This is a genomic window from Amycolatopsis sp. (genome assembly GCF_036008905.1).
Classification (GTDB): Bacteria; Actinomycetota; Actinomycetes; order Mycobacteriales; family Pseudonocardiaceae; genus Amycolatopsis.
Genome location: NZ_DASYMU010000130.1, coordinates 1 through 18,245, shown reverse-complemented (window position 1 = coordinate 18,245; position 18,245 = coordinate 1). Strand labels below are relative to the sequence as shown.

The 18,245-nt window shown below is 70.2% G+C and carries 1 protein-coding gene; it reads left to right on the top strand.

Going from position 1 to position 18,245, the window contains the following annotated elements; genetic code table 11:
* On the top strand, window positions 1-18,245 hold an 18,245-nt coding region (locus VGP60_RS22800), incomplete at both ends, for an SDR family NAD(P)-dependent oxidoreductase (RefSeq protein ID WP_327550095.1).

The following is an 18,245-nucleotide window of genomic DNA, read 5'->3' as shown; positions in this document are numbered from 1 at the left end:
GGCCTGGCGGCATTGGCCGACGGCGAGCCCGACGCGGGAGTGTCCGAAGGTTCGGTCGCCGGTGGCAAGACGGCGTTCCTGTTCTCCGGTCAGGGTTCGCAGCGGCTCGGCATGGGCCGCGAGCTTTATGAGCGGTTCCCGGTTTTCGCCGAGGCTTTCGACGCGGTGCTCGCGGAACTCGACCCGCGGCTGCGCGAGGTCATCTGGGGCACCGACACCGAAACCCTGAACGAAACCGGCTGGACCCAGCCCGCGTTGTTCGCCGTCGAGGTCGCGCTCTTCCGGTTGGTGAAGTCGTGGGGCGTGACGCCTGATTTCGTCGCGGGCCATTCGATCGGCGAGATCGCCGCCGCGCACGTGTCCGGGGTGTTCTCGCTGGCCGACGCGGCCAAACTGGTCACCGCGCGAGCGAAGCTCATGCAGGCGCTGCCCGCTGGATCAAGGGGAGCGTCGCGAAGCGACTCCGTTGAGGGTGGTGGTGGGCGACGGGCGGGCGCAATGGTCGCCATCAAAGCGACCGAGGACGAGGTTCTGCCGTTGCTCGACGGTGACGTCTCGATCGCCGCGATCAACGGCCCGAGTTCGGTGGTCGTCTCCGGCGACGAAACCGCTGTCACCGCGGTGGCGGCCCACTTCGAGAACCTGGACCGCAAGACTTCTCGACTGCGTGTGTCGCACGCGTTCCACTCGCCGCTGATGGACCCGATGCTCGACGAGTTCCGCGCGGTCGTGGCGGGACTGTCCTTTCACAGCCCGGAGATCCCGGTCGTGTCGAACCTGACCGGCGTGCTCGCGACGGCTGCCGAACTGGGCGCGCCGGACTACTGGGTGCGCCACGTCCGTGAGACCGTCCGGTTCGCCGACGGCATCCGGACACTGGCCGAGGACGGCGTCCGCACGTTCCTGGAGCTCGGGCCTGACGGTGTCCTGTCCGCCGCGGCCCGCGAGTCCGCGCCCGACGAAGCCGTGCTGGTTCCGTTGCTGCGCAAGGATCGGCCCGAAGAAACCGCCGCTGTCGGCGCCTTGGCACAGCTGCACGTCCACGGCGTGGCCGTGGACTGGACGGAGTTCGCCGCCGGTGGCCGCCAGGTCGGTCTCCCGACCTACGCCTTCCAGCACGAAAAGTTCTGGCTGAGCACCCCGGCCGCCGGCGCCGGTGACGTGACCGCCGCCGGTCTGGACATCACCGCGCACCCACTGCTCGGTGCGGCCGTCGTGCTGGCCGACTTCGACGGCGTGGTGCTGACCAGCAGATTGTCCGTCCAGACGCAGCCGTGGCTGGCTGACCACGTCGTCATGGGCCGGGTTCTCCTGCCCGGTACGGCGTTCGTCGAGCTCGCTGTCCGTGCGGGCGACGAGGTCGGCTGCGACCGGCTCGAAGAACTGACCCTCGCCGCGCCGCTGGTCCTGCCCGAACAGGGCGGAGTCCAGGTGCAGCTGCGGGTGAGCGCCGCCGACGCCGACTCGGGCCGCCGGAGTATCACCATCCACTCCCGGCTCGAAGGCGCCTCGGGCGCGCCGTGGATCCAGCACGCCACCGGAACGCTGACCGAGGAAAGCCATGCGGCCGACGAGTTCGCCGCCGGAATCTGGCCGCCCGAAGGCGCGACACCGGTTGACATCACGAGCTGCTACGACTGGTTCGCCGAGGGCGGTTTCGAGTACGGCCCCGCGTTCCAAGGCGTCCGCGCGGTGTGGCGTAAGGGCGACGACATCTTCGCCGACGTCAGCCTGCCTGACCACGTCCAGTCCGACGCCGAAGCGTTCGGCCTGCACCCGGCGCTCCTCGACGCGGCACTGCAGTCCGCTGCACTCGTGGACCGTGGCGAAGAAGGCCGCAGTGGGATGCCGTTCTCCTGGGAAGGCGTTTCGTTGCACGCCACCGGTGCGGCCGCGGCCCGGATCCGCCTGCGCCGCATCGGCGAGGACGCCGTGTCGATGGCCGTCGCCGACGGCACCGGCGCGCCGATCGCCACCGTCGAATCCTTGATCCTGCGCACGATCCCGGTCGAGCAGCAGACCGATTCCCTCCGCGACTCCCTGTTCCGGACCACCTGGGTCCCGGTGCCACCCGCCGAAGCGGCGACCGAACCGATCGCGCTTGTCGGCACCGATGTCCTCGGACTCGGCGATCTTGCGGTTCCGTATGAGGATTTCGATACACTCCTGACCGGCGATGTCCCGGGCATTGTGCTGGTGCCGGTGGCCGGATCGTCCGCAGTGGAATCCGTGCACGCGGCGATTGTCCGCGAGCTGGGCAGACTGCAGCACTGGCTCGCCGAAGAGCGGTTCGCCGACTCGCGGCTCGTGTTCGTCGCGCGGGGCGCGACCAACGGTGAAGACGCCGCGGCCGCCGCCGTCTGGGGTCTCGTCCGCACCGCGCAGACCGAGAACCCCGGCCGCTTTGGCCTGATCGACCTTGACGGCGCTTCGGCCGGTGCGCTGTCGCGAGCGCTTGCCTCCACCGAACCGAACTTGATCGTCCGAAATGGACAGATACTCGCCGCTCGCCTTGAGCGAGTGGCCGCACCCGAGGAACCGATCGTCTGGGACGCCGACGGCACAGTGCTGATCACCGGCGGTACCGGCGGTCTCGGCAGTGTGCTCGCCCGCCACCTCGTCGCCGAGCACGGGGTCCGCAAGCTTGTCCTCGCCAGCCGTCGCGGTCGCACCGCCGAGGGCGCCGAACTGCTCCGCGACGAACTCACCGGGCAGGGCGCCGACGTCACCATCGCCGCCTGCGACATCGCCGACCGCGACGCGCTCGCCGCGTTGCTCGCCCAGCACCCCGTCACCGCGGTCGTCCACACCGCCGGCGTGCTCGACGACGGCACCGTCGCCTCGCTGACTCCGCAGCAGGTCGAGACCGTGCTGCGCCCGAAGGTCGACGCGGCCTGGAACCTGCACGAGCTGACGAGCGACCTGACGGCGTTCGTCCTGTTCTCTTCGCTGGCGAGCCCGTTCGGCGGCGCCGGCCAGGGCAACTACGCCGCGGCCAACGCCTACCTCGACGCGCTCGCCCAGCGGCGCCATGCCCTCGGCCTGCCCGCGGTGTCCCTGCAGTGGGGTCCGTGGACGCAGGACGCCGGGATGACCGGCGGCCTGACCGGCGCCGACATCGAGCGGATGATCAGCTCCGGCGTGCCGCCGCTGTCGATCTCGCAGGGTGTCGCCTTGTTCGACGCCGCACTCGCCAGCGCCGAAGCCGTTGTGCTGCCGGTGAAACTCGATCTCCCGGTGCTCGCCGCGCAGGACGGCGTCCCCGAGCTGCTCCGTGGACTCGTCCCCGCTCGCCGCAAGCGGGCCGTCGCGGCGAAGGCCGGAAGCGGGGGAGGGCTCGCCCGCCAGCTGGCCGGGCTCGCGCCCGCCGACCGCCGTGAAGTGTTGCTCGACTTGGTGCTCAGCCGGGTCGCGCTCGTCCTCGGCCACGCCGGGGCCGGGGCGATCGACGCCGCCCGCTCGTTTCAGGACCTCGGCTTCGACTCCCTGACCGCCGTCGACCTGCGCAACCGCCTGAACGGCACCGCGGACCTGAGGTTGCCCGCGACGCTGGTGTTCGACTACCCGACACCGGCCGCGCTGGCCGACTACCTGCTGGACGAGCTGTTCGGCGCCGACGTCGCCGTCCCTGCCCAGGCACACGCATTGGTGGGCGACGACCCCATCGCCATCGTCGGGATGGCTTGCCGCTATCCCGGCGAGGTGAGTTCCCCCGAGGACCTCTGGAAGCTCGTCGCCAGTGGTTCCGACGCGATCTCGACGTTCCCGGAGAACCGTGGCTGGGACACCGAAGGTCTGTACCACCCCGATCTCGATCACTTCGGCACGTCGTACACGCGCTCCGGTGGGTTCCTGCACGACGCGGGCGCGTTCGACGCCGGGTTCTTCGGCATGAGCCCGCGTGAGGCCCTTGCGACCGACTCGCAGCAGCGGTTGCTGCTGGAGGCGTCTTGGGAGGCGATCGAGCAGGCCGGGATCGACCCGGTCTCGCTGCGCGGCAGCCGGACCGGTGTGTTCGCCGGGATCATGTACAGCGACTACGGCGACCTGTTGTCCAGCAAGGAGTTCGAAGGCTTCCGCGGCAACGGCAGCGCCCCGAGCGTGGCGTCCGGCCGGGTTTCCTACACGCTCGGGTTGGAAGGTCCGGCGGTCACCGTCGACACGGCCTGCTCTTCGTCGCTGGTCGCGATGCACTGGGCGGCGCAGGCGTTGCGTAGCGGCGAGTGCACGCTCGCACTGGCCGGCGGCGCGACCGTGCTGTCCAGGCCGGACGTCTTCGTGGAGTTCTCCCGGCAGCGCGGTATGGCCGTCGATGGCCGGTGCAAGGCGTTCTCCGACTCGGCTGACGGTGTCGGCTGGGCCGAGGGCGTCGGAATCCTGGTACTGGAACGGCTTTCCGACGCGCAGCGCAACGGGCACGAGGTGTTCGCGGTACTCCGGGGCTCCGCGGTGAACCAGGACGGCGCGTCCAACGGGCTCACCGCCCCGAACGGCCCGTCACAGCAACGCGTGATCCGTCAGGCGCTGGCGAGCGCGGGTCTGTCCACTTCGGACATCGACGTCGTCGAGGCGCACGGCACCGGGACCACCCTGGGTGACCCGATCGAGGCGCAGGCATTGCTGGCGACTTATGGCCAGGACCGGGAAAACCCGCTGCTGCTGGGCTCGATCAAGTCGAACCTCGGGCACACCCAGGCGGCCGCCGGTGTTGCCGGGGTGCTCAAGATGGTCATGGCGATGCGGCACGGTGTCCTGCCGAAGACTCTGCACGTGGATACGGCTTCGTCGCATGTGGACTGGGAAGCCGGAGCCGTCGAGCTGCTCACCGAGCAGGTCGAGTGGCCGGAGACCGGCCGTCCGCGCCGCGCCGGGGTGTCGTCGTTCGGCATCAGCGGTACCAACGCGCACGTCATCCTCGAGCAGGCGCCACGGGTTGTCGCGGTTGAAGAGCGGCCCTCGACGGCCGGTCTGGTGCCGTGGGTTCTGTCCGGCAAGACGGCCGAAGCGCTTGCGGCACAGGCAGAGCGCTTGGTTTCGCACTTGGAGAAGTCTCCCGAGCTGACCGCCGGAGATGTCGGCTTCTCGCTGGCGACCGCGCGTTCGGCCTTCGAACACCGGGCCGTGGTACTCGCCGAGAACCGCGAGAGCGCACTGGAGGCGCTGGTCGGTCCGGGGGTGATCGAGGGTTCCGTGGTCGCCGGTAAGACGGCGTTCCTGTTCTCCGGTCAGGGTTCGCAGCGGCTCGGTATGGGCCGTGAGCTGTACGACCGGTTCGGTGTGTTCGCGACGGCGTTCGACGCTGTGGCCGAGCACCTCGGCGAGGTTCGGGATGTGGTGTGGGGTGATGACCCAGACGCCCTGAACGAGACGGTGTGGACTCAGCCCGCGTTGTTCGCGATCGAGGTCGCGTTGTTCCGGTTGGTCGAGTCCTGGGGTGTGCGCCCGGATTTCGTGGCCGGACATTCGATCGGTGAGATCGCGGCCGCACATGTCGCCGGAGTGCTTTCGCTGGAGGACGCCTGCGCCTTGGTGTCCGGTCGTGCCGGGCTGATGGGTGCGCTGCCCACCGGGGGCGCGATGGTCGCGATCCAGGCCACTGAAGCCGAAGTGCTGCCGCTTATGACCAACGGCATCTCGATCGCCGCGATCAACGGTCCCGAATCCGTTGTGGTCGCCGGTGACGAGACCGAGGTGCTGGCACTGGTCGCCCAGTTCGACGGCCGCAAGTCGTCGAGGCTGCGAGTCAGCCACGCGTTCCACTCGCCGCTCATGGATCCGATGCTCGATGAGTTCCGCGTTGTGGTGGAAGGGCTTTCGTTCAGCGCACCGCGGATCCCGATGGTGTCGAACGCGTCCGGTGAGCCGACGGACCCGGCGTACTGGGTCCGCCATGTGCGCGAGCCGGTCCGGTTCGCCGACGGCGTCACGGCGTTGGCCGCCGAAGGTGTCACGCGGTTCCTGGAACTGGGCCCCGACGGCGTGCTGTCCGCGATGGCACAGCAGTCCGCCCCCGAGAACGCCGTGATCGTCCCCGTGCTGCGCAAGGACCGTCCCGAAGAACTCGCCGCATTGTCGGCTTTGGCCCGCCTGCACGTCCACGGCGTCCGCGTCGACTGGACCTCGTTGTTCCCCGGCGCGCGCCGGGTGGACCTGCCCACCTATGCCTTCCAGCGCAGCTGGTTCTGGCCGGACGCGCTCGCGGCGACCGGCGACGCGGCCGCCTTCGGCCTCACCGCCCCCGGTCACCCGCTGCTCACCGGTTCCGTGGAACTGGCCGGCGACGACGGCATGTTGTTCACCAGCAGCCTGTCCGTCCGCACCCATCCCTGGCTGGCCGATCATGCGGTGCTCGGGCATGTGCTCGTTCCCGGCACCGCGCTGATGGAACTCGCGATCCGCGCCGGCGACGAGGTCGGCTACGGCCGGATTGCCGAGCTCACGCTCGCTTCGCCCATGGTCCTGCCGGAGCGTGGCGCACTGCAGGTGCAGCTTTCCGTTGCGGCACCGGATGATTCCGGGTTCCGCCGGGTGGTCATCCACTCTCGGCCCGAGAACACCGTTACGTGGAACCAGAACGCGGCAGGTCTGCTCGTCGCCGCGGAGACCGCCGCGCACGACTTCGACGCGACCGTCTGGCCTCCCGAGGGAGCTACCGCGGTCGACGTTTCCACGGCCTACGATCAGTTCGCCGACGGCGGTTTCGCTTACGGGCCGGTGTTCCAGGGCCTGCGGGCCCTCTGGCGCCGCGGCGAGGAAGCCTTCGCCGAGGTCAGCCTGCCGGAGGGCACCGAAGCCGCCGAGTTCGGCCTGCACCCCGCGTTGCTCGACGCCGCATTGCACGCGATTTCCCAAGCGGGACTGGACATCGAGACCGGCGCGCTCCCGTTCCTGTGGGAGGGCGTCTCGCTGCACGCCACCGGCGCCTCCTCGACGCGGGTGCGGCTCGTCAAGACCGGGACCAACACGGTGTCGATCGCGGTCACGGACACCACCGGTGGCCCGGTCGCGTCCATCGACGCACTTCTGCTCCGCGTGTTGCCGGGGGAGCAGTTCGCCGGGGACATCGCCACCGAAGCACTGTTCCGGCTCGACTGGACCCCGGCGTCGGGGCTCACCACGGCCATCGACTCGGTGTCGATCGTCGGAACCGACCTCTTCGGTCTCGAGGACGGTGTTTCGCTCTCTCCTGACGCCGACACCACGATCGTCCAGATCGCGGGCGACAACTCGCCGGATTCGGTTCATGCCGTCACGGCCGAGGTACTCGGTCTCCTGCAGCAGTGGCTCACCGAGGACTCCCGTCTCGTCTTCGTGACCATGGGCGCCACCTCCGGCGCTGATCTGGCCGCTGCCGCCGCCACCGGGCTCGTCCGTTCGGCCCAGACCGAAAACCCGGGCCGCTTCGGCCTGATCGACCTGCACGACGACTCCTTCGCGGCACTCCCGCTCGCCCTCGCCTCGGCCGAGCCCAGCCTCGCCATCCGCGGTGGCGAAATCTTCGCCGCTCGCCTGACCCGCTCCCCGGCGCCCGAACCGCGCCACACCTGGGATCCCGACGGCACGGTCCTGATCACCGGCGGCACCGGCGGGCTGGGCAGCGTGCTCGCCCGGCATCTGGCCGCCGAGCACGGCGTGCGGAACCTCCTGCTCGTCAGCCGACGCGGGGGAGCGGCCGACGGTGTGGTGGAGCTTGTCGCCGAGCTTGCCGCGCAGGGCACCGACGCCCAGGTCGCCGCCTGTGACGTCTCGGATCGTGACGCGCTGGCCGAGCTGCTCGACCAGCACAGCGTGTCGGCGATCGTCCACACCGCCGGAGTCCTCGACGACGGCCTGATCGAATCCCTGACCCCCGAACGCCTCACCGCGGTCCTGAAGTCCAAAGTGGACGCCGCGTGGAACCTGCACGAACTCACCCGCGACCGCGACCTGACAGCTTTTGTCACCTACTCCTCGGCCGCCGGGACGTTCGGCGCCGCCGGGCAGGGCAACTACGCCGCCGCGAACGCGTTCCTCGACGCACTGGCCCAGCACCGGCAAGCCCGCGGGCTGCCCGGGCTGTCGCTGGCTTGGGGCCCGTGGACCCGCACGGACGGCATGACCGGCACCCTGACCGATGCCGACCTCGACCGCATCGCGCGGTCCGGCATGCCGCCGCTGACCGTCGAGCAGGGCATGGCGTTGTTCGACGCCGCGCTGAGCGGCGACGAAGCCGTCCTGCTGCCGACCCGCCTCGACTTCGCCGCGCTGCGGGCCCAGGGCGAGATCCCGGAGCTGTTGCGCGGGCTGATCCGCGGGACTTCCCGGCGGGCAGCGGTGTCCGGCTCCGGAGTGGCCGCCGGACTGGTGCGCCGACTGTCCGTGCTTGGCGCCGAAGAGCGCGCCGAGGCGGTGCTCGACCTCGTCCGCACACAGGTCGCGCTGGTGCTCGGTCATGCCGGTGTCGCCGAAATCGATCCGTCGCGGGCGTTCCAGGAGCTCGGTTTCGACTCTCTCACCGCCGTCGAACTGCGGAACCGCCTGAACGCCACCGCCGGGCTGCGGCTCCCGCCGACACTTGTCTTCGACTACCCGACGGCGTCCGCGCTGGCCGGTCATCTGTTGGACGAACTGTTCGGCGCTGACGGGGCGACCGCCGTGCCGCTGAGGGCGCTGCCGCCGGTCAGCGACGATCCGATCGTCATCGTCGGCATGGGCTGCCGCTACCCGGGCGGGGTCGACTCGCCCGAGAGCCTGTGGCGGCTCGTCGCCGGCGGGACCGACGCGATCTCCGGGTTCCCGGTGGACCGCGGCTGGGACGTCGAGAACCTGTACCACGCCGATCCCGACCATCTCGGCACCTCGTACACCCGCTCGGGCGGTTTCCTGCACGACGCGGCCGAGTTCGATCCCGGCTTCTTCGGCATGAGCCCGCGTGAGGCGATGACCACCGACTCCCAGCAGCGGCTGCTGCTGGAGACCTCGTGGGAAGCTCTGGAGCGCGCCGGAATCGACCCGAAGTCGTTGCGGGGCAGCCAAACCGGCGTATTCGCCGGGGTCATGTACAACGACTACAGCTCGCTGCTCGGCGATGCCACCTTCGAGGGCTACCAGGGCAGCGGCAGCTCGGGCAGCCTGGCCTCGGGCCGGGTTTCCTACACCTTCGGCTTCGAAGGCCCCGCGGTCACCGTGGACACGGCCTGCTCGTCCTCGCTCGTCGGGCTTCATCTCGCGGCGCAGGCGTTGCGTGCCGGGGAATGCGCGCTCGCGCTCGCCGGTGGCGTGACGGTGATGTCGACGCCGGGCACGTTCGTCGAGTTCTCCCGCCAGCGCGGGCTTTCCGCCGACGGCCGCTGCAAGTCCTTTTCGGACTCCGCGGACGGCGTAGGGTGGTCCGAGGGTGTTGGCATGGTCGTGCTGGAGCGACTTTCCGACGCACAGCGTAACGGTCACGAGATCCTTGCGGTGCTGCGTGGCTCCGCGATCAACCAGGATGGCGCGTCCAACGGTCTCACCGCCCCGAACGGCCCGTCGCAGCAACGCGTGATCCGTCAGGCATTGGCGAGCGGCGGTCTGTCCACTTCGGACGTCGACGTCGTCGAGGCGCACGGCACCGGTACCACACTCGGTGACCCGATCGAGGCGCAGGCGCTGCTCGCGACCTACGGCCAGAACCGGGAAAGCCCGCTGCTGCTCGGCTCGATCAAGTCCAACATCGGCCACACCCAGGCCGCCGCCGGGGTCGCGGGCGTGATCAAGATGATCATGGCCCTGAGGTACGGCGTGCTCCCGAAGACCCTGCACGCGGGCACACCCTCGTCCAATGTGGACTGGGAAAGCGGCGCCGTCGCGCTGCTGGACGAGCAAATCCCGTGGCCGTCGGTGGATCGCCCGCGCCGCGCCGGGATCTCGGCGTTCGGCATCAGCGGCACCAACGTCCACGCCATCCTCGAGCAGGCACCCCCGGTCGTCATCCCGGCCGAGCCGGTGACCGAACCGACCGTGGTCCCATGGATCCTTTCGGGCAAGACTCCGGAGGCCTTGCGCGGCCAGGCCGCCCGGCTTCAGGAGGTCGACGCTTCGCCGTTCGACGTGGGCTTCTCGCTCGCGACCGGCCGGGCCCTGTTCGAACACCGTGCCGTGGTCCTGGTTTCCCCGGACGCGGCAACGGGTTTGCCCGCGCTGGCCGCGGGGGAGCCGGACGTGTCCGTCATCGAGGGTTCGGTGCTCGCCGGTAAGACGGCGTTCCTGTTCTCCGGTCAGGGTTCGCAGCGGCTCGGTATGGGCCGCGAGCTTCACGCCAGGTTCAGCGTGTTCGCCGAAGCGTTCGACGCGGTAGCGGAGCACCTCGGGGAAGTACGGGACGTGATGTGGGGTGAGGACCCGGCTCTGCTGAACGAGACTGTGTGGACTCAGCCCGCGTTGTTCGCGATCGAGGTCGCGTTGTTCCGCTTGGTCGAGTCGTGGGGTGTGCGCCCGGATTTCGTGGCGGGACATTCGATCGGTGAAATCGCGGCGGCGCATGTCGCGGGAATCCTGTCGCTCGAAGATGGCTGTGCTCTGGTGTCGGCCCGTGCTCGCCTGATGGGTGCGCTGCCTACCGGGGGCGCGATGGTCGCGGTCCAGGCCACTGAAGGCGAAGTGCTGCCGCTGCTGACAGACGGCGTGTCGATCGCGGCCATCAACGGTGCTGAATCCGTGGTGGTGGCGGGTGACGAGGCCGAGGTCCTGGCGCTGGTCGCGCAGTTCGACGGCCGCAAATCGTCGCGGCTCTCGGTGAGCCACGCGTTCCACTCGCCGCTGATGGACCCGATGCTCGACGAGTTCCGCGTTGTGGTGGAAGGGCTTTCGTTCAGCGCCCCGCGGATCACGATGGTGTCGAACGCGACCGGGGAGCCGCGGGACCCCGAGTACTGGGTCCGCCACGTTCGCGAGTCCGTGCGGTTCGCCGATGGCGTGACCGCGTTGGCCGCCCAGGGCGTCACGCGGTTCCTGGAACTGGGTCCCGACGGCGTGCTGTCGGCCATGGCACAGCAGTCCGCGCCCGAAGACGCCGTGGTCGTTCCGTTGCTGCGTAAGGAGCGTTCGGAGGAGGTCAGCGCGTTGTCCGCGCTGGCCCGCCTGCATGTCCACGGCGTCAGCGTCGACTGGAACGCGTTGTTCCCCGGCGCGCGCCGAGTCGACTTGCCGACGTACGCCTTCCAGCGTCAGCGGTTCTGGCCGGCCACCGGTAACCAGACCGGGGACGTGCGCGCCGCCGGACTCGGCGCCACGGACCACCCGCTGCTCGGCGCGGCCGTGCGGGTCGCCGACTCCGACGCCGTCCTGTTCTCCGGTCTGCTCTCGCTGCGTACGCATCCTTGGCTGGCCGACCACGTCGTCCTTGGCTCGGCGCTCGTGCCCGGCACCGCGTTGCTCGAACTCGCGCTCCGCGCCGGGGACGAACTCGGCTACGACCTCGTCGAAGAGCTCACGCTCGCGGCGCCGCTGGTCCTGCCCGAACAAGGCGCGGTCCAGCTCCAGGTCGCGGTCGCGGCCCCCGACGAGTCGGAGCGGCGCGCGCTGAGCGTCTACTCCCGGCCCGAAGGCGCCGAGGACGGACCTTGGACGCGCCACGCGGCCGGTGTCCTCACGATCGGCGAGCACACCGCGGCTTTCCCTGGCGACGTCTGGCCGCCCACCGGCGCCGAGCCGGTCGAGATCGCCGACTTCTACGAGCAGCGCGCCGCCGATGGTTTCGAGTACGGCCCGATGTTCCAAGGCCTGCAAGCGGTCTGGCGCCTTGATGGCGAAGTGTTCGCCGAAGTGGCCCTGCCCGAGGAGTCCGGCGCCGAGGCGTTCGGCTTACACCCGGCGTTGCTCGACGCGTCCCTGCACGCCGGCGCCTTCGACGGCAGGGCCGCCGACGACCCGTCCCGGCAGTCGGTGCCGTTCTCGTGGACGGACGTGTCGCTGCACGCCAGGGGCGCCGCGGAGATCCGCGTCAAACTCGGCTGGGACGCCGACGGTTCGATGACGATCGCCGTGGCCGACAGCTCCGGCGCGCCCGTCGCCTCGATCGGCGCGCTGCAGGTAAGGGCAATCTTGCCAGAGCAGCTCAGTTCCACAGCGGTGGACCGCGATTCGCTCTTCGGCCTCGACTGGGTCCCGGTGTCCGTGGCCGTCACGGCCGATCTCGGCACCCCGATCGTGCTCGGCGCCGATCCGTTCGGCCTCGCCGACGCGCTGCTCGCCGCCGGAACCCCGGTGGACGCCTACCCGGATCTGGCTTCGGTTAGTTCCGTGGCCGGACCGGTGCTGATGTCCCTGACGGGCGCGACCGGTGACGTACCCGAATCGGTGCACACGACGACCGCGCGGGTTTTGGCTCTGCTACAGGAATGGCTGGCCGAGGAGCGGTTCGCCGACTCTCGGCTGGTCTTCGTCAGCCAGGGCGAGGATGTCAGCGTGGCGGCCGCGCAGGGTCTCGTCCGCTCGGCCCAGACGGAGAACCCGGGCCGCTTCGGCCTGATCGACTTCGACGAAACCAGCATTGACACGGTGGCCCCGGCGTTGTGTTCGGCGGAACCGCAGCTCGTGCTGCGGGACGGCGTCGCTCGCGCGGGACGTCTGGTCCGTGTGAGCGCCGCTGACGCCCCGGCCGAGAGCTGGGACCCGGACGGCACCGTGGTTCTGACCGGCGGAACCGGTGGCCTCGGCGCGATCCTCGCCCGGCACCTCGTCGCCGAACGTCGCGTACAGCGTCTGCTGCTGCTGAGCCGTCGCGGCTCGGCGGCGTCGGGCGCGGCCGAATTGGTCGCGGAGCTGACCGAACTTGGTGCGGACGTCACTGTCGCGGCCTGTGACGTCTCGGATCGCGCGGCTTTGGCCACCACACTGGCGGATGTTTCCGTGTCGGCCGTGGTGCACACCGCGGGTGTCCTGGACGACGGCGTGATCGGCTCGCTCACTCCCGAGCGCCTGAGCACGGTCCTGCGGCCGAAGGTCGACGCCGTCTGGAACCTCCACGAGCTGACCCGGGACCTCCCGCTGTCGGCGTTCGTCGTGTTCTCCTCGATCGCGGGAGTCTTCGGCGGCGCTGGTCAGGGCAACTACGCGGCGGGCAACGCCTTCCTCGACGCGCTGATGCGTCAGCGGCGGACCGAAGGCCTGCCGGGTGTCTCGCTGGCGTGGGGCCCGTGGGCCCAGACCGGCGGCATGACCGGTGAATTGAGCGACGCCGACATGGAGCGCATGTCGCGTTCCGGCGTCCCCCCGCTCTCGCCCGAGCAGGGTGTCGCGCTGTTCGACGCGGCGCTGGCCAGCGGCGAGCCCGTCGTCCTCCCGGTGCGGCTGGACCTGCCGGTGTTGCGGGCACAGGAGATCCCGGCGTTGCTGCGCGGCCTGATCCGCTCTCCGGCTCGGCGTTCCTCCGGCTCGGCCACGGCGTCCGGGCTGGTCCGGAAGCTCGCCGGGCTGAGCGAGTCCGAGCGGCGGACCGCTGTGCTGGACCTGGTGCGCACGCAGGTCTCGCTCGTCCTCGGCCACACCGGCTCCGACGAGATCGATCCGGGCCGCGCCTTCCGCGACCTCGGTTTCGACTCGCTGACCGCGGTCGAACTCCGCAACCGGCTCAACACCGGCGCCGGGCTCAGGCTGTCCGCGACCCTGGTCTTCGACTATCCGACCCCGGGCGCGCTGGCCGAGCACCTGCTCGACGAGCTGTTCGGTGGCGAGACGCCGGTTCCCACGCAGGCACTCGCGCTGGTGGACAACGACCCGATCGTCATCGTCGGCATGAGCTGCCGCTACCCGGGCGGCGTCGACTCGCCGGAAAGCCTGTGGCGGCTGGTCACCGAAGGCGTCGACGCGATCTCCGGGTTCCCGGAGGACCGTGGCTGGGACGTGACGGCGCTGTACAACGCCGATCCCGACCACCACGGCACCTCGTACACCCGCTCCGGCGGGTTCCTGCACGACGCGGGGGAGTTCGATCCCGCGTTCTTCGGGATGAGCCCGCGCGAGGCGATGACCACCGACACCCAGCAGCGGTTGCTGCTGGAGGTCTCGTGGGAAGCGCTCGAGCGCACCGGGATCGACCCGGTTTCGTTGCGGGGCAGCCAAACCGGCGTGTTCGCCGGGGTCATGTACAACGACTACAGCGCCACGCTTTCGGCCGACGAGTACGAGGGCTACCAGGGCCACGGCAGCGCGGGAAGTGTCGCCTCGGGCCGGGTTTCCTACACGCTCGGGCTGGAAGGTCCGGCGGTCACGATCGACACGGCGTGCTCGTCCTCATTGGTGGCCATGCACTGGGCCGCGCAGGCTTTGCGCAGCGGTGAGTGCTCGCTCGCGCTCGCTGGCGGTGTCACGGTGATGTCGACGCCGGGTACCTTCGTCGAATTCTCCCGGCAGAAGGGCATGTCGCCCGACGGCCGCTGCAAGGCGTTCGCGAACGCGGCCGACGGTGTCGGCTGGGCCGAGGGCATCGGCATGCTGGTGCTGGAACGGCTTTCCGACGCGAAGCGCAACGGGCACGAGGTGCTCGCGGTGTTCCGCGGCTCCGCGGTGAACCAGGATGGCGCGTCCAACGGCCTGACCGCCCCGAACGGCCCGTCGCAGCAACGTGTTATCCGCCAGGCATTGGCGAGCGCGGGACTGTCCACTTCGGACGTCGACGTCGTCGAGGCGCACGGCACCGGCACGAACCTCGGTGACCCGATCGAGGCGCAGGCGCTGCTGGCGACCTACGGCCAGGACCGGGAAACCCCGCTGCTGCTCGGCTCGGTGAAGTCGAACATCGGTCACACCCAGGCCGCGGCCGGCGTCGCGGGCGTGATCAAGATGATCATGGCCATGCGGCACGGAATGGTGCCTCGGACACTGCACGTGGACGCGCCGTCGAACGAGGTCGACTGGGAAGCCGGGGACGTCTCGCTCGTCACCGAGCAGGTTTCCTGGCCAGAGACCGATCGCCCGCGTCGCGCCGGGATCTCGTCGTTCGGGATCAGCGGTACGAACGTCCACACGATCATCGAACAGTCCGCGGCCGTTGTCTTCCCGATCGAGTCCACTTCGGACGGAGTCGTGCCGTGGGTGCTGTCGGCCAAGACCCCGGCGGCTTTGCGGGCGCAGGCTGAGCGCCTGCTGTCCAGGATGGACGGTCTCGGCAGTCCGGTCGACGTCGGGTTCTCGCTCACCAAGGGCCGCTCCCGGTTCGACCACCGCGCGGTGGTCGTCGCCGGTGACCACGACGAAACCGCGCGGAGCCTGACGGCGTTGGCCGCGGGTGAAGCGGACGCGGGCCTGATCGAAGGCTCGGTCGGCGGCGGCAAGATCGCGTTCCTGTTCTCCGGTCAGGGGTCTCAGCGGCTCGGCATGGGCCGTGAGCTCTACGAGCGCTTCCCGGTGTTCGCGCAGGCCTTCGACACGGTCAGCGCCGAACTCGACAAGCACCTCGACCGGCCCCTGGGTGACGTGATTTGGGGCGAGGGCGCCGAAACGCTCAACGACACCGGGTGGACGCAGCCGGCGCTGTTCGCCGTCGAGGTCGCGTTATTCCGGCTGGTGGAGTCCTTCGGGATCACCGCCGACCAGTTCGGCGGGCACTCGATCGGTGAGCTCACCGCCGCGTACGCCGCGGGCGTGTTCACCCTCGAAGACGCCTGTACGGTGGTGGCCGCGCGGGCCCGGCTGATGCGGGAACTCCCGCCGACCGGCGCGATGATGTCGGTCCAGGCCACCGAAGTCGAGGTCACCGCGTTGCTCGACGGCAGGGAGAAGGAAGCCGGGATCGCCGCGCTCAACGGCCCGATGTCGGTCGTGGTCTCCGGTGAGGTCGACGCTGTCGAGGAGATCGCGCGGCACTTCGCCGACGAAGGTCGCCGCACCAGGCGGCTGCCGGTGAGCCACGCGTTCCACTCCCCGCTGATGGAGCCGATGCTGGAGGACTTCCGGTCGGTGCTGGAAGGGGTTTCCTTCGCCGAGCCGGAGATCCCGGTGGTCTCGAACCTGACCGGGCGGCTCGCGGAGGCGGGTGAGCTGGGCACGCCGGACTACTGGGTCCGGCACGTGCGCGAGGCCGTGCGGTTCGCCGACGGTGTCGAGGCGATGGCCGGGAACGGTGTCACGGTGTTCGTCGAGCTCGGCCCGGACGGGGTGCTGACCGGGATGGCCCGGGAGACGTTGTCAGGCGACGAGGTCACGCTTCCCTTGCTGCGCAAGGACAAGCCCGAGCCACGGTCGCTGGTCGCCGCGCTCGCTGGACTGCACGTCCACGGGTCCACTGTGGACTTCTCCACGTTCTTCCCGGGCGCGAGGCGCGTCGACCTGCCGACCTACGCCTTCCAGCACGAGCGGTTCTGGCCCGCCCCCGACTTCTCCAACGGAGACGTCGCGTCGGCAGGGCTCGGGGTCACCGATCACCCGCTGCTCGGCGCGGCCGTCGACCTGGCCGGTTCGGAAGGGATGTTGTTCACCAGCAGGCTTTCGCTGCGCACACACCCGTGGTTCGCGGACCACGTGGTGATGGGCCGGGCGATGGTGCCCGGGACCGCGTTCGTCGAACTCACGCTGCGGGCGGCCGACGAGGTCGGCTGTGCGCGGGTCGACGAGCTGACGCTCGCCGCACCGCTGATGCTGCCGGACGAGGGCGCGATGCAAATGCAGCTGTGGGTCGGCGACGCCGACGAGTCCGGCCGGCGGGCCTTGACCGTCCACTCGCGACTCGAAGGCGGTGACCGGCCGTGGACGCAGAACGCGAGCGGCACGCTTTCCGTCGCGGGGCACACGGCCGAGTTCGACGCCACGGTGTGGCCGCCCGCCGATGCCGAACCGCTGTCGCTGGAGAACTGCTACGAGGAGTTCGCGGAAGCCGGATTCGCTTACGGGCCGGTGTTCCAGGGCCTGCGCGCGGTCTGGCAGCGCGGGGACGAGATCTTCGCCGACGTCGTGCTGCCGGAGGGTTCCGACGCGACCGCGTTCGGCGTTCACCCGGCCCTGCTCGATGCGACACTGCACGCGTCGATGGTCGCCACGGGCAACGGCGAGGGCGGATTGCCATTCTCCTGGGACGGCGTGACCCTGCACGCTTCGGGTGCGTCGGCGGTGCGGGTGAAGCTGGTGCGGACGTCGAACGAGTCGATGTCGATCGTGGTCGCCGACACATCCGGGCAGCCGGTCATCTCGGTGGACTCGCTGCTCGTCCGCCCGCTGGCCGCCGAGCAGCTGCGGGACGCCAAGGACGACGCGTTGTTCCGGCTCGACTGGGTCGCCGTTCCCCCAGAGGCCACGCTTCCCGGATCGATTGTCGCTCTAGGTGAAGGCATCTCCGCGTTGAGCGTGCCGGTGGTTGCCGAGCTGACAGCGCTGACCGAGGTGCCGGACATCGTTCTGGTTCCGGTGGGCGGGGATTCGGCGGACGTGCCCGCTTCGGCGCACAAGCTGTCGTCGTGGGTGCTCGGCCTGGTGCAGGAATGGCTTGTGGAGGAGCGGTTCGAGGGTTCGCGGCTGGTCTTCGTGACGCGCGGCGCCATCGATGGTGACGACGTCGCCGCCGCGGCGGTGTGGGGCCTGGTGCGCTCGGCGCAGTCGGAGAACCCGGATCGGTTCGGGCTACTGGATTCTGGCACTTCGCCGGTCACCGACGCGGTGCTGCTGGCCGCGATCGGCGCGGACGAACCGCAGGTCGCGGTTCGCGACGAAACCGTCCTCGCGGGACGGCTCGTGCGCGTTCCGGTGGGCGAAACCCCAGCTTGGGACCCCGAAGGCACCGTGTTGATCACCGGCGGTACCGGTGGGCTGGGCGCGTTGCTGGCCCGGCACCTCGTGGCCGAGCGGGACGTCCGCCGTCTGCTGCTGGTCAGCCGCAGCGGTCTCTGCGCCGAAAACGCCGAGCTGCTGGTCAAGGAGCTCACCGAACAGGGCGCGGACGTGACTGTCGCGGCCTGCGACGTGACCGATCGCGCGGCGGTGGCCGCGTTGCTCGCGCAGCACCCCGTCACCGCGGTCGTGCACACCGCCGGTGTGCTCGACGACGGTGTCATCGCGTCGCTCACCCCGGACCGGATGGACGCCGTGCTGCGGCCGAAGGTCGACGCCGCTTGGTACCTGCACGAGCTGACCCGCGAGCTGCCGCTGTCGGCGTTCGTGGTGTTCTCCTCGATCGCGGGGACCTTCGGCGGTGCCGGCCAGGCCAACTACGCGGCCGGCAACGCCTTCCTCGACGCGCTGGCGCGACTGCGGCAGGCCGAGGGCCTCGCGGGCGTGTCGATGGCGTGGGGACCGTGGGC